Source organism: Chitinophaga agri, assembly GCF_010093065.1.
In the GTDB taxonomy this organism is placed as follows: Bacteria; Bacteroidota; Bacteroidia; order Chitinophagales; family Chitinophagaceae; genus Chitinophaga; species Chitinophaga agri.
Map to the genome: position 1 here is coordinate 3,549,587 of NZ_CP048113.1, position 19,669 is coordinate 3,569,255.

A 19,669-nucleotide genomic window follows, 5' to 3' on the forward strand; every position below is an offset into this window, starting at 1 on the left:
TGTTCGTCGCTTGTTCTACCCTTCCGGCCCCGGACACTTTTTGCCAGTATATTGTTCTATATAAACAGCTGCAGTGTCAGCATATTTTACGGAAACAGCGCAACTAATAATAGAAAATATAGCTTAACATCTACCGGGCTGTAATATAATGAAATATACAGGGGCTTCGGCAGGATTAAGCGTACAGAACGCACCTCATTCTTTACTGATTCCTGCAAAACAAACAGATCAGCTTTAGATAATTATCAAACAAACACCGATTCCACTACCTCATTTTCTAAATTTACCCGAAATCACCGGCTTTAATTTGATAATATCAAAAATGCACTAGATTTGCTTACTACACCAAAACAATCTTACTATGCAAGTCAGCAGTGTAAGGAATCCTGTCGCCGACCTATTAGAGCTGGGTATTCGGCAAGCGAACCGCATTTTCTATCAACTCGATCCGGCTGATCTGATAGCACAGACGGTCGCATCAGCACAAGGCGCCCTCCTTAGTAATGGCGCCCTCGCAGTGAACACGGGTCAATTTACCGGCCGGTCTCCAAAAGACAAATTTATTGTAAAAGATGAGCTGACAGCTTCCTCCATTAACTGGAATGATTTTAACATTCCCATCTCTCCTGAAAGCTTTGATAAGCTGTACAACAAGATCACCCGCTATTTCACCGGTAAAGATGTATGGGTACGCGATGGCTTTGCCTGTGCCGACCAGTCCTATCGTGTGAACCTCAGGGTCATTACAGAAACGCCATGGGCCAACCTGTTTGCCTACAACATGTTCTTACGCCCGGCTGAAGAAGAACTGGATGATATTCATCCGGAATGGACCATCATCCAGGCGCCCGGCTGCCTGGCCGATCCGGCTACTGATGGCACCAGACAGCCAAACTTTGCCGCTGTCAGTTTCAGCCGTAAAACTATTATCATCGGTGGTACGGCCTACACCGGCGAGATCAAAAAAGGCGTTTTCACCATCCTCAATTATCTGCTCCCACACGAGCACGACGTATTGAGCATGCACTGTTCCGCCAACGTCGGCGCCCAGGGCGATACCGCTATTTTCTTCGGATTGAGTGGTACAGGTAAAACCACCCTCAGCGCTGATCCTGCAAGGAAACTGATCGGGGATGATGAACATGGCTGGACAGACCACAACATCTTCAATTTTGAAGGTGGTTGTTATGCTAAATGTATAGACCTCAGCGAAGAGAAAGAACCACAGATCTTCCATGCCATCCGTGAGGGTGCTCTCCTGGAAAATATCATGTGCCATCCGGGCACCGCTGATGTGAACTACGCTGATAAATGCATCACGGAAAACACCCGTGTGTCCTACCCGCTTCATTATATCGATAATGCACAGATCCCTTCTGTTGGCAATATTCCTGATAATATCTTCTTCCTGACCTGCGATGCCTACGGTGTACTGCCGCCTGTATCGCGGCTTACGCCGGAACAGGCCATGTACCAGTTCATCTCAGGTTATACAGCCAGGGTAGCCGGTACGGAAGCCGGTGTGACAGAACCTACCGCTACTTTCAGCACCTGCTTCGGTGCGCCTTTCCTGCCATTACATCCGGTGAAGTATGCCGCACTGCTGGGCGAGAAGCTTCGCCAGCATAAGGCTACTGTATGGCTGATCAATACCGGCTGGACCGGCGGCGCCTATGGCATGGGACAACGTATCAAGCTGTCTTACACAAGGGCAATGGTAACGGCTGCATTGAACGGGCAACTGGACAAGCTGGCGTACAAAGATCATCCGGTATTCGGATGCTCCATTCCTGAATCCTGTCCGGGCGTGCCTTCCGACATACTCGACCCCCGGAACACCTGGGAGGATAAAGAGTTGTATGATCAACGGGCGAATGAGCTGGGTGTTAAGTTTGTACGCAATTTCGAAAAATATGCGGCACAGGCAACCCCGGAAATATTGTCCGCTTCTCCAAGAATTTAACTATATTGGGGATTCTTACCCTGCCTTTAAAATTTCCACTACTATTACAAGTTCTGATTATGTACAGGTGCCCCTGTAGCAAAACAAGTGACCTATTCATTGTTGACGGGGAACTTGTTTTGCAGAACTTGAAAGGAAATACCTACCTTTGCGCATGCAAATTTTAGACGGTAAACTTGTTTCAGCGGCTGTTAAAGCCCAATTGGCAGAAAAGGTAACTGAATTGAAAGCGTTGGACAAAAAAGTCCCTCACCTCGCAGCTATCCTGGTAGGTAACAATCCGGCCAGCGAAACTTATGTGGCTTCCAAGGTGAAATCATGCGCCGAAATTGGTTTCCATTCCACCCTCTTACGCTTCGATGAGAAGATCTCTGAAAAGCATCTACTGGACAATATCACACTACTGAACGAAAATGCTGATATTGACGGTATCCTTGTACAACTTCCTCTTCCTAAACATATCAACGAAGAACTGGTGATCAACGCGATTGATCCCAGCAAAGACGTAGATGGTTTTCATCCCACGAACGTAGGTAAAATGGTGATCGGATTACCTACCTACATTCCTGCTACTCCCTATGGCATTATGCTGATGCTCGAACACTATAACATTCCTACCAAAGGAAAACACGCTGTAGTGATCGGACGCAGTAATATCGTAGGTACGCCTATGAGTGTCCTGCTGAGCCGTAACGCAAATCCAGGCAACTGTACCGTAACGCTTACGCACTCACAGACCACCAACCTGAAAGAACTCTGTCTCCAGGCAGACATTATCGTAGCAGCGATCGGCCGTCCTAACTTTGTCACTGCTGATATGGTGAAAGAAGGCGCCGTTGTAATCGACGTGGGTATCAACCGCATCGAAGACGCCAGCAAAAAATCTGGTTTCAGACTGGTAGGTGACGTTGACTTCAACGCTGTTGCTCCTAAATCCAGCTTCATCACACCGGTTCCGGGTGGTGTTGGTCTGATGACGATCGCAGCCCTGCTGAAAAATACCTACAACGCTGCCAGCCAGAAAGTAAATATGAACTAATTCAATATCCTGTAAAACGCTTAACGCTTTTTGCACCGTTTACCTGAGCCCCACCCCTGTCTGTAAACAGGAAGAAGGCTCAGCAGCCGGCACAATGCGTTAAGCGTTTGCATTTTCGTAACTTTGTATCATGTCAACTATTACAGCCGATATCGCAACAGCTCTCCAGCTTCCTGTCATGGAACGTTTCTACACGCTTCAGGGTGAAGGTAATTACTGGGGACAAGCTGCTTATTTCATTCGTCTTGGCGGATGTGATGTTGGCTGTCACTGGTGTGACGTGAAAGATAGCTGGGATATGGCCCGTCATCCGCTCGTTGATATAGACGAACTGGTACGTGACGCTGCTGTACACCCTGGTCGTATTGCCGTTATTACCGGTGGTGAACCCTTACTGCATAACCTGGATGCCCTGACCACTGCCCTGCAGGCAGCCGGCTTCCGTACACATATGGAAACATCCGGCTCCTCCCCGCTCAGCGGTAACTGGGACTGGATCACCCTCTCTCCTAAAAAGTTCAAGGCACCGTTACCGGACATCTGTAAGGTGGCCCATGAACTGAAAGTCGTTATTTTTAACAAAAGCGATTTTGCCTGGGCAGAACAACATGCTGCACTGGCCGGTCCGGATTGCAAACTCTACCTGCAGCCAGAATGGGATAAAGCCGCTCAAATGACGCCACTGATCGTTGACTACATCAAGGAAAATCCGAAGTGGCAGCTTTCCCTGCAAACCCATAAATACATCAACGTCCCTTAAGAGCCTGCACCATACATCATTTTAGCACATTACATTTGTGCTTTTTTTCATATATTGGGCCCCAAGCCCAATGAATGTTATGATGAGAGTCCTCCTATTGATGAGTAGTTGCCTGCTGTTGAGCCTTGACATGAGCGCTCAGGTAGTGACATATGACAAAGCGAAGAAAAAAGCACAGAAAAGTTTTGATGATGCGCAGATGGCCATCAGGGAATATCGCATGACGGATGCGGTGGACCTGCTGAAAGATGCTGTCAGACAGGAACCTGGCTTCACAGACGCCTACGGACAGATGACCATCACTTATGTAGAACTGAAGAAGTATAAGGAAGCCATCACCAACTACGAAACGCTGAAAAGACTGGACAGTCCCTCTGTGCGTCCTGCCATGCTGGCCTATTCAAAAGCACTCGCAGGTGAAGGCCGTTTCGCAGAAGCCCTGGCTACTGTGACACTTTACAATCAGACGTCCAAATACAAAAGCCCAAAAGCGGAAGCACTGATCACTGCCTATACTTTCGCTACGGAAGCGGCCAAGAAGCCCGTGCCATTCAAGCCGCACAACCTGGGAGACAGTATCAACACCAAAGACCCTGAATACTTCCCTTCCCTGACCATCGATGGTCGTACGCTGGTATTTACCCGTCGTGTGAACAGCAAGAACGAAGACTTTTACGTGTCGGAAAAAGATGACAGCCTCGGATGGATGCCTGCATACAGTTTTGGCTCTCCCGTGAACACGGCTAACAATGAAGGTGCACAAAGCCTGTCACAGGATGGTAACATGCTGGTATTTACAGGATGTAACTTCCCCGGTGGCAGAGGTAGCTGCGACATCTACTATACCATCCGTACAGAAGAAGGTCTGTGGGTGGAACCGATGAACATGGGTTCTCCTATCAATACCCGCGACTGGGATTCTCAGCCGAGCCTCTCGGCGGATAAATCAACGCTTTACTTTGCGCGCGAAACACAGGACGCTGGTTCGGAGATATTCATGAGTAAGTTGCAGCCAAATGGTAAATGGGGATACCCGGAAAGACTGGGCCCCAACATCAATACACCCGGCCGCGAAACCACTCCTTTCATACACCCGGATAACCAGACACTCTATTTCTCGTCTAACGGTCACCCGGGATTTGGTGATATGGATATCTTCTATTCCCGCCGTCAGCCCGATGGTACCTGGGGACCTGCTATTAACTTAGGTTATCCTATTAACACCGTTGATGAAGATGCAAGTCTCATCGTTGCTGCAGATGGTAAAACGGCATATTTCGCTTCTGACAGATCTGACAGCCGCGGACAACTCGATATCTACAGCTTCGAACTGTATCCGGAAGCAAGACCACAGAAAACACTCTTCGTACGTGGATATGTATACGATGCGAAAACCAAGAAACGTTTGATGGCGAATATCGAAACCTACGATATCTCTACCGGGCAGGTAGCTGCAACCATCCGTACAGACAGGGTAGGCGACTTCATGGCGCCGTTACCAGTTGGTAAAGACTATGCATTCAGCGTAAACCGCAAAGGCTATCTGTTCTATTCAGATAATTTCTCGCTGAAGAATGCTACTGCCGACTCTTCCTTCTACAGAGAGATCGCATTACAGCCACTCGATACAAGTGCTGTACTGATCTTACATAACATCTTCTTCGACACCAGACAGTTCTCCCTGAAAGCAGGCTCCGAACTGGAACTGAATCGCCTCGTGGCATTGCTGAGAGAGAATCCTTCTATCATCACGGAGATCAGTGGTCATACTGACAATGTTGGTAATGATAAAGATAACCTGCTGCTCTCTGAACGTCGTGCACAGGCAGTAGTGAAATACCTGGTGGATAAAGGCATTGCGCCGGAAAGATTACAGGCAAAAGGCTATGGTAAGACAATGCCGGTGGAAGATAATAGTACCGCAGCAGGAAGAGCGGCGAACAGGCGCACGGAGTTTAAGATCCTGGCGTTGTAGGCATCAGGTATTAAGCATGAGGAATTAAGACGCATAATATAGCAGACAATAAAGCAAGCGCCTGATCAGTAACTGATCAGGCGCTTGCTTTATGAGGAAGCAAATAAGTTGTCAGAAGAAACGCACCGACTGCTCAATCCTCATTCTTCCTGCTTAATTCCCAATTGCATTAATAGCTGATAAGTTGTCTTATCAACAGACTATCCATCTCTCCTGCGCTACGCTTGTAATTATACTCAAACATCGCCGGCAGCCAGTCACCATACATGGGATTAGGTAATACAATAAACCTGTTACCAAAATCAGCGGCTGATTGTTGCGTCAGCGCAGTTCGTTTATCCACTACCTGTTTGTCAAACATTTCAGCAAAGTCCCCCAGATTATCTCCCAGTAGCAATACGATCCGGTGTGTTTGCGCGACCTGTGTACGGCGCGCTTCTTTACCGGAAGTAGTTGTTTTCAGTAGCAGGTGTTCATTATCTGCAAAAGGAAAATGCCATTGCTGTAAGTTCTTTAATGTAACATCACGTTCTGTGGCAGAACGGTTACTGATGTAAAATACCTGTACCCCTCTAACAGCAGCATATTGCAGAAAAGACAGGGCGCCGGGTACAGTATCAGCGGCTGCTTTTGCTGTCCATTCCTTCCAGGTCTGCTCACTATATGCCTGTCCTTTTAAAGCGATATGCACATTATACGCACTGTTATCCAGCACTGTTTCATCAATGTCAGTGACGATGGCCAGCGGCTGTGAGCCAGCCTGTGCGAGGCTTTCATCCAGCCGTATCCTTGCAATATTGTATGCCTGAAAACACAACGCTTTATACTCTGATGATCTTTGCTGCCATAGTGCAGCCCACGCAGGGCCGTAAGGTTGCATAATGGTGGAAGGGCTTGTCTGTGAAACAGGCTGCTGCGCAGTTTTACAAGCCATCATGCCGGCAAATAATGCAGATGTGAGTAAAATGTTTTTGTATTGCATGGGAGTAATGTGAAGATGTTTTAACTTAGATATGTTAACCACAAACATAAGCAATATGCAGGAGGAATTACGCCACCAGATTGCACTTACACAAATTCCACAGATAGGAGATATTGTCGCCAAGAAGCTATTGGCACACTTCGGTACAGCGGGCAATGTACTACATGCATCACGAAGAGAATTAGCGCATACACCTGATATCGGTAGTGTCAGAGCGGATGCGATTTTTCAGTTCCGTGATTACCGGCGGGCAGACAAAGAGATTGAATTCATGCAACAAAATGACATCCGGCCGGTGTTCTACACCAGCGATGATTATCCACAACGGCTGCGTCATTGTGCGGATAGCCCGGTGATGTTGTATTATAAAGGCAATGCCAATCTGAATGCCGGAAAGATCGTCAGTATTGTCGGCACGCGCGCACCTGGTGAATATGGTAAGATGATCTGCGCACAACTGGTAGAAGAACTGGCTGCACATCATGTCACTATTGTAAGCGGAATGGCGTATGGCATAGACATCATTGCACATAAACGGTCTATCCAGCATGGCATTCCGACGATCGGCGTACTGGCGCACGGGCTGGACCGCATTTATCCACCGCAGCATAAGAGTATCGGAACAATGATGACGGATAATGGCGGACTGCTCACAGAGTTCCTGAGTTATACACAGCCGGACAAACAGCATTTCCCGATGCGTAACAGGATCGTAGCCGGTATTGCGGATGCTACAATCGTCATTGAGAGCGGTATCCAGGGAGGTTCTATGATCACTGCGGATATTGCCAACAGCTATAACAGGGATGTCTTTGCTATTCCCGGCCGGATCGGTGATCCGCATGCTGCCGGTTGTAATGAACTGATACGCTCGAACCGGGCGATGTTGCTGTCAGGTGCCGGGGACCTGCTGCAGGCAATGGGATGGGATACGGATATGCAAAAAAGCCCTCCCCGCCACAACCCGCAAACAGAATTGTTCGTTACACTGGATGAAGCCGAGCAACATATTGTTACCTTATTCAATAATGGTGAACAGAAACATATTGACCAGTTACGGCAGGAAAGCCATCTGCCTGGCAGTCAGGTCAGTGCACTGGTATTAAAACTGGAGATGCTGCATGTATTGAGAAGCCTTCCTGGTCAAAAATATCAGCTGGTATCCTAGATACCTCTATTTCAGGGAGTACGCACGCATAGTTATTCCTGTACAGGGAGATGACCAGGATGCTTTATGGGAATAACCTGCATATCGCATTATAGCCTTATTATACCTGCATTCCCCCCTTACTGCTCCCTTCCTGAAGGGAAATAAAGGCGTAATGTGGGTGTGGTAAGGGTGAATGGGAAGTATATCTCCTCAATAAGGGAACTGTCAGGAGTTGCAGTATGGTTAGTAACACATGAAATACACGCGGTTTCCTCCCGGGAAATTGCCGCATCTGATAAATAACCTACCGTTAACATCCTTCGTTCCCCGCTATCAGCGGGCCTATGCTGATCTTTCTTCACACCGTTAACAAGTTTCCCTTCCTGCTCCTCCGCAGCAACATTTTTCTATTTACTGAAATAGGCGTACATTTGCGTGCAATTATTTAATAACTGACAAATAGTTGCAACATGCCTGCCGGAAAATCGAAACCGAAATTTGTAGAGGACGGACTTACCTTTGATGACGTACTCCTGGTTCCAGCCTACTCTGAGGTACTTCCTCGAGACGTAAACATCTCAACGCAACTTACCAAAAACATACGCCTTAACATACCAATGGTGTCAGCCGCCATGGATACTGTTACTGAAGCTAACCTGGCCATTTCACTGGCTCGTCAGGGAGGCATTGGTATTCTGCATAAAAACATGAGCATTGAGAAACAGGCAGAACTGGTGAGAAAAGTAAAGCGCAGTGAAAACGGCCTTATTATCGATCCGGTAACCCTGCACGCCAATGCGACAATCGGTGAAGCACTCCGCCTGATGAAGGAAAACAGCATCGGTGGTATCCCGATCGTGGATGAGAGCAACAGCAAACTGGTTGGTATCCTCACTAACCGCGACCTGCGCTTTGAGAGAAATCACAAACGCCTGGTAAGCGAAGTAATGACTTCTGAAAACCTGATCACTGCGCCGGAAGGCACCGACCTGAAGAAAGCAGAAAAGATCCTTCAACAGAATAAAATCGAGAAACTGCCTGTAGTTGCCAAAAATGGTAAACTGGTAGGACTCATTACCTACAGAGATATCCTGCAGGTATCCAGCTATCCGAATGCTGTGAAGGACGCCTATGGTCGTCTGATAGTAGGTGCTGCGCTGGGTATCACTCCGGATGTTCTTGACAGGGCACAGGCACTGATCAATGTAGGTGTAGACGTAGTTTGTCTGGATAGCTCACATGGTCACTCCATCGCGGTTATTAACAGTCTGAAGAAACTGAAGAAAACCTTCCCTAAACTGGAAGTGATCGCAGGTAACGTAGCTACCGGCGAAGGTGCTGCTGCACTGGCTGCTGCTGGCGCTGATGCGGTAAAAGTAGGTGTCGGACCTGGTTCCATCTGTACAACCCGCGTTGTAACCGGTGCAGGTTTCCCTCAGCTGTCTGCTGTACTGCTGGCTGCTGAAGCACTGAAGAAGTCAGGTGTTCCCGTTATCGCTGATGGTGGTATCCGCTACACTGGTGATATGGTGAAAGCCCTGGCTGCAGGTGCTTCCTGTATCATGGCTGGTTCTATCTTCGCGGGTGTGGAAGAAAGCCCTGGAGAGACTATCATCTACGAAGGACGTAAATTCAAATCCTACCGGGGTATGGGCTCTCTGGAAGCAATGGTAGAAGGTAGTAAAGACCGCTACTTCCAGGAAGACGACGATATTAAGAAACTGGTACCGGAAGGTATCGTAGGCCGCGTTCCTTATAAAGGTATGCTGGCAGAAGTGATCCAGCAGTTTGTAGGCGGTTTGCGTGCTGGTATGGGTCTGACAGGCTCTAAAGATATCAAGACCCTGCAGGCTGCACAGTTCATTAAGATCTCTCCTGCTACGGTAAAAGAAAACCACCCGCATGATGTGGTGATCACTAAGGAAGCACCAAACTACAGCAGATAATTATTTTGCTGTACGACGGCTGTGAACAGTCCCGATAATGATCTGAAGTGGTTGATGTGTGATGATATACAGTTGACAGATAATTGACGATTGACCATCGCAGTTCACAATAATGATAAAGCCTCCTGCATTGAGCCAGGAGGCTTTATCATTATTTAATAATTTATTTGCCCGAGTACTTTTATATTCGCCCTTTCCCGACCCAGTAATCCGGGCCGTCAGACAATAACTACGGTCATCCATGTACCGTCATAGGTGACCTCACAAAACACATCGACTATGAACCGCTGGTTACCCATACTCATAAGCCTTGCCGGAGCATTGCTGTTATGGGCCGCATGGCCAACCGCACCCTTTACCTTTCTGATATTTATTGCATTTATTCCCCTGCTGCGCCTTGCAGATATCGTGCCCCATAGACCGAAATTCTTTGGTTGCATCTTCCTGGCCCTGTTCCTTTGGAACCTGGCCACCACCTGGTGGGTAGGCAATACGACCGTACCTGCCAGCGGCGTAGCGGCAAATCTGATCAATACCCTCGTAATGAGCGTTCCCCTGCTGGCATACCATCGCTCCAGGCAGAGACTGGGCAGAACTGCAGGGTATTTTGCACTGGTAGTATACTGGCTGACCTTTGAATACGTACACCTCAACTGGGAGTTCAGCTGGCCATGGCTCAGTCTGGGTAATGTATTTGCCATGCACCCTTCCTGGGTCCAATGGTATGAATATACCGGCGTGAGTGGTGGCACCCTGTGGGTACTGGTCACAAATATCGTGATCTATGAAACCTGGCGCCAGCGCAAAAAGTATCCCGTTCCATTATCCACCTTTATGTGGAAAACTGCCTGGAAACCGGCAGCCCTGATCATCATTCCACTGCTGCTCAGTTCACTGGTGCAGTATAACTTCAAACTGCCTGAAGGACCTGCGTCAAAAGTAGTGATCGTACAACCGAACATTGATCCGTACGACAAATTCGCAGAAGAGAACGAACGGGTACAGCTCGAAAAGATGATCGAATTATCCGCTAAAGCAACAGATAGTACCACCTCGTATATTATTTGGCCGGAAACAGCGTTATTCACACATGGCGTATGGGAACACAAGCTGGCGTATGAAGATGAAACAGAACGTATCCGCCAGTTCCTGCGTAGTCACCCGAAGGCGACGCTGATCAGTGGTGCGACAACACTGAAGCGCTATGATGTGGTGGATGAAGCACCTGCAATGTCGCGTAGTGCAGAAGATGGCAATATCAGATATGATGCATTCAATGCTGCTATACAGATCGATACGTCTTACAGTGTACAGGTGTATCATAAAGCGAAACTGGTACCCGGCGTTGAACTCATCCCCTATGCACGGTATCTCTCCTTTATGAAATCACTGGCCCTCGATATGGGTGGCATCAGCGGTGGATACGGATTGACACCCGGTGTGACATTACTGGAAGATACCCGTACACATATTAAAGTATTACCTACTATCTGCTACGAATCGGTATACGGTGAATATGTTGCGGAACACGTGCGACTGGGCGCGAACCTCGTATTCATCATCACTAATGATGGCTGGTGGGGCGATACAGAAGGACATCGGCAGCATGCACAATATGCCAGGTTACGTGCGATCGAAACCCGCCGATGGGTAGCGCGCAGCGCCAACACCGGCATCTCGTGTGTAGTGGACCCGATGGGCAGACTGCAACAGCCACTCCCTTACTGGAAAGAAGGAGTTATCTCCGCAACTGTAACACCAGGGGATACTTTTACGTTCTATGTAAGGTTCGGGGACTTAATTTCTAAAGCAGCTATTGCATTTTGCCTTATCGTCATCATATATAGCTACTATCTGAAGTTCACTAAAAAAATAAGGGTTACGGATGATGAATGATGAGAGACATTCACTATCAACCAAATAACGTTCGTAATTCGTCATCTGTTAACTGAAAAAATTAATTCTCGTGTCAAATAAACCTTCGGCCCATCCTAACCATCTAACTGAAAAGCCGCCTGTGCTGTTAATCCATGGTTTTTCTGAGAATAACCAGATATGGCAACATCAGTTGGATACCTTAAGCGAACAGTTTAATGTGATCGCACCCGATCTTCCGGGTACTGGCAATACGCCGGTCACTACCCCGTTGAGTATTGAAAGTATGGCCGAATATGTATATGGCCTGTTACAATCAGCAGGTATTACAAGAGCGACGGTCATCGGGCATTCCATGGGCGGCTATGTGGCGCTGGCACTGGCAGAGAAGTATCCGTCACTGATACAGGGACTGGGATTATTTCACTCTACTGCTTTAGCAGATACAGAAGAAAAAAAAGAAGCCCGCCGGAAATCGATCAACATGATTGAGAAGTATGGCAATGAATCCTTTGTAAAACAGACAATGCCTAATATGTTCAGTCCCGCCTATAAAAAGGAACATCCTGAACAAATAGAATCGTATATTCAGATGTGTTTGCAGTGCCCGCAGTCTTCGCAGATCGCTTATTATGAAGCCATGATCCGGCGTCCGGACCGCACAGCGGTATTATCATCTGTATCCGTGCCTGTATTGTTTGTGATCGGAAAAGATGATAATGCTATTCCCATGCAGCAGGTGATACCGCAGATATCTTTGCCACACATCAGCAGCATTCACATATTTGAAGATACGGGACATATGGGCATGTGGGAAATACCGGAAACCAGTTTACAATTACTAGAACAGTTTATTCTTTTCTGCCAACAATACTGAACGTGAAAAGGACCCTTATACTATTGCTATTTATTCTCCTGATCGGAAACATGACCAAAGCCTCCCATATTATCGGAGGCGAAATGTATTATGAATACGTCAGCCGCAACGGCGATAATATTACCTATAAGGTAACATTAAAGCTGTTCCGTATCTGTGGTAGCGGGGCGAATATAGCAGAGTTACCGGACAAGGTATACTTCAGTATTTTTAATAAGGGCAATAATACCATGCACAGTTCTCCGCTGGTAGACAGGTACAATAAAGTGACTAAAAATCTCGGCCAGGTGGACCCCTGTATCGTAAATCCGCCTAATATCTGTTTTCAGATCGGTACCTACGTACAGGACATCACACTTCCTGTCAATTCAGCTGGCTGGCTGATCTCCTTTCAGAGCTGCTGCCGTGATAACTCTATGCAGAATATAGTGGATACCCGCAATCCCAACAACGAGCAACAGTTTCCGGGTAATGGTGCGACCTATTTCACGGAACTACCTGGTTCAGGCGGCATACTGGATAACTCCAGTCCTCACTTTGCGAAAGATGAAGCCGTACTGGTATGTGCCAATAAGAAGTTCTCCTACGACTTCTCTGCAATAGATCCTGACAGCGATAGCATTGTCTATAGTTTCTGTGATGCTTATGGTGGTGGATATACGACTAACCAGACAGGTATACCCCAGCCATCTGACCCGCCTCCATATGGCAACATTCCTTATAAGAGTCCGTTTACCGGTGGAAGTCCGCTGGGTATTGAGGCGGTGATTGATCCGAAAACAGGGGTTATTTCCGGCATTGCACCGAGTGCAGGTAAATATGTGGTGACGGTTTGTGCCTATGAATACCGGAATGGTACCTTACTTGGCATTCACCGTAAAGACTTCCATGTGAACGTGACCACCTGTGTGCGGGAAGTAGTGGCAGCCATGCCGGAAAAGTATAATGATTGTTCCAGCTATACCGTCACCTTTATCAACAACAGTACAGAGGGTAAGACCTATACCTGGGATTTCGGTGATGGCACGACGCTAACCACTACCAGTACGGAGCCGTTACCACATACCTACACCAGGGATGGTAACTACAATGTGAAACTGTGGGTGGATAAGGAAAGTAATTGCGGCGACAGTGCTATGGCGGTTGCGTATGTCTATCCGATGCTTAGACCTGACCCACGTATCAGTGGTTTCTGTACCAATACCACAACGGTCTTTACAGATAACTCTACCACTTCCAGTGTGACTGATGCTATTAACTACTACCGCTGGGATTTTGGAGATGAGACGACGGATACAGATACATCCCGCCAGAAGAACGCAAGTTATCAGTATTCTGGACCAGGGAACTATGATGTCATTCTCCAGCTGAAGACAACCCAGGGGTGTGAGCGCTCTGATACGACACACATTGTTATATATGACAGACCACCATTAACTACTACCGGCGACACGCTGCTTTGTATCAGGAACTCTCTTCAGTTAAATGCGGAGAGTGTCGTGGATGGGAATGTAGTGAATGGTACCTACACCTGGACACCTGCTTACAATATCAATAACGCCAATACTGCCACACCAACGATCTATCCTAAAATAGATACGGCATACACCGTCACCTTCAGGGATGCTACCGGCTGTACCAATTCACAACGGATAGCAATAGACGTAAGAGATACACTCATTATCAGGACCAGCGCCGACAGTACCGTTTGTACAGGCGATGAAATACGGTTAAGGGCGTATCCTGATGGCGATTATCCGCTTACCTGGTATAATGCGGGTAACAATACCGCTATCGGTGAAGGAGAGGTACTGACAATTGTTCCACCCGCGCCGGCTGTTACCTATATTGTAAGAGGAGAACTGGGCGGTTGTGATGGTTTTGATGATGTAAAACTGACTATTGTTGATCCACCTGCCGCTTATGCCGGCGAAGATACTACCATCTGTTACGGCGAGCAGCTGATGCTACAGGCATCAGGCGGCAGTAACTATCAGTGGACACCAGCAGTGACGCTGACATCTCCGAGGAGTGCCAATACAATGGCCCGTCCTACAGATACAACACAATATATAGTTACCGTTACGGATGTACTGGGGTGTCCGAAACCCATATATGATACGGTACAGGTGAATGTGGTACCACCCGTAGCAGCTTTTGCGGGTAATGATACCATCGTGATGCTGAACCGCCCGTTCCAGCTGAATGCTTCCGGTGGTATTTCCTATATCTGGACACCGGTAGACGGTCTGGACGATCCGAATGTCTTCAATCCGACGACTACCATCAACCACGATTTTACTTATACCGTCACTGTCTACACGGCTGAAGGCTGTGTAGGTACAGATAATATCAAGATCCGCTTTATCGAGGGCCCGGATATCTATGTGCCAACCGGCTTCTCTCCTAACGGAGACGGCCAGAACGACATCTTCCGACCGCTGCCTGTAGGTATTGTACAAATGGATTTCTTCAGGGTGTATGACCGCTGGGGAAAACTGATGTACAGTTCCACCCAGTACCTGCAGGGATGGAATGGTTACTACAATGGTGAACCTGCATCAGTAGGTACATACGTTTGGGTAGTGCAGGGTAAAAATATCGATAATGAGACAGTGATCAGAAAGGGAACAGTGACCCTGGTGAGATAAAAATATTCATCTAACGACATACTTTCAACTGTAAAGAACTATTCTACAGATAGTTCCAAAACCCGCGTGTACACTGGGAAAAATGATTGTTTATAAGGTATTTTTTTTGTAAATTCCTATACGAAAGTCATTTTACAGATTTGCACCCCTTTGAATGTATAGATTCCTTATTCTGGCTATTTGCTGCACCTTTGTCCACGTTAGAGCAGACGCCTATCACATAATTGGTGGCGAAATATATTACACTTACGTGGGGACTGCCGGTGACGGAATATACCGTTACGAAATTGTGCTGAAATTATACCGGGACGCTGATTTCACCTGCGGACCGATACAGGGATGTCTGGACCATTTTGAAGACCCGGTGCCAATAAACATCTACAATTCCAACGGTACCCGGATCACCAACGCCCTGCAACTGCGCATCAAACAGACCTTACCATTACGCGATACACTTAAAAACCCCTGCCTCGCTCCCCGAACGCAAAATCTTGAAGTCGCCTTTTACCGGGATACGATTGATCTGCCGGCCAGCCCGGGCGGATATTATGTCACATACCAGCGTTGCTGCCGGGGAGAAAAACTGATCAACATCTATGACTCCGAACATGAAGGATCTACGTTTTATACTGTCATACCGGGAACAGATAAAAAACCGACCAACAGCAGTGCACGTTTTAAGCATGATGGTGCTATCGTGATCTGTAACCTGCTGCCATTCACCTTTAACTATTCCGCCTTTGATCCGGATGGAGATAGTCTGACCTATACATTGTGCAGTGCCCTGACAGGAGGTTCCACACGTAGCGAGGCGATGGCCACCAGTCCGCCGCCCTATACCAATACGGTCAACTACGTCACGCCTTATTCCGGCGCCAATCCGATGGGTGGTTCCCCGCAGATCACCATCGACAATAACGGTATGCTCAAGGGTACACCCACCCGGGAAGGCAAGTTTGTGATCTCTGTTTGTGTCAATGAATACGACCGGGCGACAAAAATGCTGATCGGTACACACCATAAAGACCTGCTGCTAACGGTCTTTAACTGTAAGACCAGTATCAAGGCAGGCTTCCCTTCTATACTGATGAACTGCGTGGCCAGCCCTGATCTGAGTGTGACCATTCCCAATTACAGCAATGCAGGATTTACCTCCAGCTATTACTGGCAGCTGGGGGATGGTACAGACACCGTGACTTTCGATAAGACTGTATTCACACACACCTATCCCGATACAGGCATTTATAAGGTCAAATTGGTCGTTAATCCCGGTTTAAGCTGTACGGACAGCGTAACGGGGTTTGTGCACAATTACCCCGGTCTAAAAGCCGATTTTACGGTAGAAGGTTTATGCCGGGGAGAACCAATACGGTTTAATGATAATTCGACCTATACCTATGGCAAGATCACCAGCCGGCGATGGGACATAGGTATACCCAACGGACCACAGTTTGCCAGTGCTGTCAGCACCCAGCTGAATTATGTCTACCAGGATGGCGGTACCTATACTGTCACGATGAATATACTAACGGACAGATCCTGCAGTGCGGAAATTATCAAGGAAATCACTGTGTATGAGGTAAACCCGTTTGCAGGAAATGATACCATTCTGGCAAAAGGACAGCAACTGCAACTGACTGCCAGCGGTGGCGAGTTCTATGCCTGGTCGCCTCCTGACGGCTTAAGCAGCATCAATATTCCGGACCCTGTTGTCAGCGGGGATCAGGATATGACCTATTATCTGAAAGTCTCCAATTCCCAGGGCTGTTTTGGCTATGACAGCATCAGCGTGAAGTACTATGCGGGCCCTGAAGTATATATACCCACTGCCTTTAGTCCTAATGGCGACGGACAGAACGACAAGTTCCGCTTCATACCTGTCGGCATTACAGCATATGAATTCTTCCGCATCTTTAACAGATGGGGACAGGAAGTGTATTCTTCCACTGATTTCCGGAAGGGATGGGACGGTACGATCAAGGGTGAACCAGCACCAGTAGATACATACATCTGGATCCTCTCAGGAAAAGATTTCACCGGTAAAAGTATTTTAAAGAAAGGCACTGTAACTTTGGTGAAATAAAATGGGATTTATGGCAATAGTTCTAGTGACCGGAGCTACCTCAGGCTTTGGTGAAGCATGCGCAAAAAAGTTTGCAGCGAACGGGTATGATTTGATCATCACGGGAAGAAGACAGGAGCGATTAACAGCATTACAACAGCAATTGCAGCAGGAACATCACATTGCCGTATTGCCACTTTGTTTTGATGTAAGAGATGCACAGGCAGTCAATGAAATACTGAACAATATACCTGACAACTGGAAAGCGATCGACATACTGGTAAACAATGCCGGACTGGCCCTCGGAATGAGCTCCATTGAAGACGGCGACCTGTCTGACTGGGACACTATGATCGACACCAACGTTAAAGGACTGTTATACGTATCCAGAGTGGTCATGCCATGGATGAAACAGGCACGTAAGGGACATATCATCAACCTGGGTTCTACTGCCGCCAAACAGGTGTATGCCAAAGGACATGTATACTGTGCGACCAAAGCTGCGGTAGACGCTATTTCCCAGGGTATGCGCATTGACCTCCTTCCCTACCGTGTCAAGGTAACCGCTATCCATCCCGGCGCCGCAGAAACTGAGTTTTCGGAAGTACGCTTTAAAGGCGACAAGGATAAGGCGGAAAGCATTTATAAGGGTTTTACGCCGCTTTCCGCACAAGACGTGGCTGATACGATCTATTATTGCGCTACCCTGCCACCACACGTATGCATTAACGACCTGGTGATCACCTGTCTCCAACAGGCCAATGCCTACTATTTTGATAAAGAGTAAAAAAGCATAATATAACACATAGATGTTATTTCATGTGAATTGTTTTGTGGTTAAATTTGATACACGTAATGATATGAGGACTATTGTGATGTGATGTAATTGTGGGAGAATACCTCCGGACCGAGGTGATACTAACTATGACTGTTTTTTAATGTTTCCAATGCCGACTATCTATCCTAAAAAACCATATCCCTATGCTTACTTTTGCAACACTGTATTTGTTGCGCCTCTACTATCCAAGATGGAAAGCAGAATGGCGCTTCCACTCCGACAAATCTAAAAGAAATAACTACGGTCGCTGGGCTACGCGTCAGGACCTGAGTTGGGGCTTTTAGTGCTGAAAAATGAAACTAATCCCGCTGGTGCAAGCCAGCGGGATTTTATTTTATTCCCGTATCAGCATACACTTTACCTGCTGCACATCTCCTGCCCGCTGGGTATAAGCCATGACAGCCGTCCTGTCTCCCATGCCCCTGATCACCGGATAGGTAGAATAGGCAGCATCACTGGTAAGTACCCCTGTATCCAATACCTTACCTGCACCATCCCTCAATTGAAAACCGACCCGGCTGTTAAAGTTGTTACCAGGTAGTTTCACCGGCTCATCCCATACCATCAGTACCCTGTCATCATCCAGCATAGTGATCTGCGGATGTTTCGCCATAGGCGCCTGACTCACTTTCTGTTTCCGGGTGTAGGTCTGACCGTTATCGGCAGACTGGCAATAATACACGCCTTCTCCTCCTCCCATCGTAAACCACGCAAAGTGCATTCCCTGTTTATTCTTCACCATCGCGGGCCCTGTATGTGGACAACCTCTCACTACCCAGTTATCAGCACTGATACGGTTCAGTGCCGAAAAGGTATTCCCTCCATCCACAGAGACCATATGCACCATGTCCCGGATAGAATCATTGATGATATCGCGGAAAGCAATGTGAATAGCGCCCTGTTCATCGGTATACAGGTCCGTACGGCAACACTGACAGACAGTCTCCGCCAGCGACCTTTCACTTTTAAATCCCTCATGCCCGTTGGTCACAGCGAAGTAAAGTGAAGACCCTTCCGCGTCAACATCTTTCCTGTTATCCAGCCAGATAGCGGCGGCTTCTCCCCCGGGTAGCAATGCCACATCAAAATAACGCTGGTCATAGCTACCCGTATCTGTTACGAGGGGTTGTGCCGGCAACCAGTTCTTACCTCCATCCAGCGAACGCGTATAAAACACCCTTCCTGCGTACTTATTACGCTCATCGTTCTGCTCTACCCCATAAATGGCGATCACCTCCCCATCGGGCTTAAAAACCATTTTTGGCATATTCTCCGCATGTGGCAGGATGCCATTAGCGGTGGAGACCCGTTGCGGAGCAGAAAAGGTCTGTCCCTTATCCGCAGATACTGCATAATACAATGTACCGGTATCAGCTCCTTTAACTGTTTCCACCCAGCTGATCACCGTACGCCCATCAGCCGTTCCTGCCACGAAAGGACAGGAAGCATCCTGTGTGGCATGTGACAGCAAATGTTCTTTTCGTGTGGCACTGTTACAGGCAATCGTACCCAGTGCGATCCATACCATCCATTTCCCTATCCGCATAACGT

At 47.6% G+C, this 19,669-nt stretch carries 14 protein-coding genes; 12 read left to right on the top strand and 2 right to left on the bottom strand.

What is annotated here, in order from left to right:
• The first annotated feature begins 361 nt into the window (after positions 1-361).
• The 4 genes from pckA to GWR21_RS14010 all read left to right on the top strand — a co-directional run bounded on the left by pckA (position 362) and on the right by GWR21_RS14010 (position 5,737).
• Entirely contained in the window at positions 362-1,963 is a 1,602-nt protein-coding gene (pckA, locus tag GWR21_RS13995) for a phosphoenolpyruvate carboxykinase (ATP) (RefSeq protein ID WP_162332347.1), read from the top strand.
• A gap of 154 nt (positions 1,964-2,117) precedes the next feature.
• Positions 2,118-3,002 carry a bifunctional methylenetetrahydrofolate dehydrogenase/methenyltetrahydrofolate cyclohydrolase FolD gene (folD, locus tag GWR21_RS14000; protein WP_162332348.1) on the top strand — a complete coding sequence of 295 codons (885 nt, stop codon included), beginning with the start codon at positions 2,118-2,120 and terminating at the stop codon, positions 3,000-3,002.
• Between the two features lie 130 nt (positions 3,003-3,132).
• The gene (locus GWR21_RS14005; protein ID WP_162332349.1) at positions 3,133-3,762 is read left to right on the top strand and encodes a 7-carboxy-7-deazaguanine synthase QueE; all 630 of its coding nucleotides are present in this window, start codon (positions 3,133-3,135) and stop codon (positions 3,760-3,762) included.
• A gap of 79 nt (positions 3,763-3,841) precedes the next feature.
• A complete protein-coding gene (locus GWR21_RS14010; protein ID WP_162332350.1) occupies positions 3,842-5,737 on the top strand; it encodes an OmpA family protein in 1,896 nt (631 codons plus the stop codon).
• 169 nt (positions 5,738-5,906) lie between these two features.
• Here the strand turns inward: GWR21_RS14010 and GWR21_RS14015 are convergent, their stop codons facing one another.
• Positions 5,907-6,719: a 5'-nucleotidase, lipoprotein e(P4) family gene (locus tag GWR21_RS14015; RefSeq protein ID WP_162332351.1), complete on the bottom strand. Its 813-nt coding sequence runs from the start codon at positions 6,717-6,719 to the stop codon at positions 5,907-5,909.
• 55 nt (positions 6,720-6,774) lie between these two features.
• Here GWR21_RS14015 and dprA point away from each other — a divergent pair, with 55 nt between their 5' ends.
• The 8 genes from dprA (at position 6,775) to GWR21_RS14055 (ending at position 18,402) form a co-directional block, all read left to right on the top strand.
• A complete protein-coding gene (gene dprA / locus GWR21_RS14020) occupies positions 6,775-7,887 on the top strand; it encodes a DNA-processing protein DprA (RefSeq protein WP_238430365.1) in 1,113 nt (370 codons plus the stop codon).
• A 452-nt stretch (positions 7,888-8,339) separates the two neighbouring features.
• Positions 8,340-9,815, top strand: coding sequence for an IMP dehydrogenase (gene guaB / locus GWR21_RS14025; RefSeq protein ID WP_162332353.1), 1,476 nt, complete (start codon positions 8,340-8,342; stop codon positions 9,813-9,815).
• A 279-nt stretch (positions 9,816-10,094) separates the two neighbouring features.
• On the top strand, positions 10,095-11,711 hold the full coding sequence (lnt, locus tag GWR21_RS14030) for an apolipoprotein N-acyltransferase (RefSeq protein ID WP_162332354.1): 1,617 nt from the start codon (positions 10,095-10,097) through the stop codon (positions 11,709-11,711).
• A gap of 70 nt (positions 11,712-11,781) precedes the next feature.
• Entirely contained in the window at positions 11,782-12,567 is a 786-nt protein-coding gene (locus tag GWR21_RS14035) for an alpha/beta fold hydrolase (protein WP_162332355.1), read from the top strand.
• A gap of 2 nt (positions 12,568-12,569) precedes the next feature.
• A complete protein-coding gene (locus GWR21_RS14040) occupies positions 12,570-15,218 on the top strand; it encodes a gliding motility-associated C-terminal domain-containing protein (protein WP_162332356.1) in 2,649 nt (882 codons plus the stop codon).
• Positions 15,219-15,468: 250 nt separating this feature from the next.
• The gene (locus tag GWR21_RS14045) at positions 15,469-17,301 is read left to right on the top strand and encodes a PKD domain-containing protein (RefSeq protein ID WP_162332357.1); all 1,833 of its coding nucleotides are present in this window, start codon (positions 15,469-15,471) and stop codon (positions 17,299-17,301) included.
• Positions 17,302-17,311: 10 nt separating this feature from the next.
• Complete coding sequence (locus GWR21_RS14050) at positions 17,312-18,067, top strand: SDR family NAD(P)-dependent oxidoreductase (protein WP_162332358.1); 756 nt, start codon at positions 17,312-17,314, stop codon at positions 18,065-18,067.
• Between the two features lie 194 nt (positions 18,068-18,261).
• The gene (locus tag GWR21_RS14055; protein WP_162332359.1) at positions 18,262-18,402 is read left to right on the top strand and encodes a hypothetical protein; all 141 of its coding nucleotides are present in this window, start codon (positions 18,262-18,264) and stop codon (positions 18,400-18,402) included.
• Positions 18,403-18,452: 50 nt separating this feature from the next.
• Here the strand turns inward: GWR21_RS14055 and GWR21_RS14060 are convergent, their stop codons facing one another.
• Complete coding sequence (locus GWR21_RS14060) at positions 18,453-19,664, bottom strand: sialidase family protein (RefSeq protein ID WP_162332360.1); 1,212 nt, start codon at positions 19,662-19,664, stop codon at positions 18,453-18,455.
• Between the last annotated feature and the right edge of the window lie 5 nt (positions 19,665-19,669).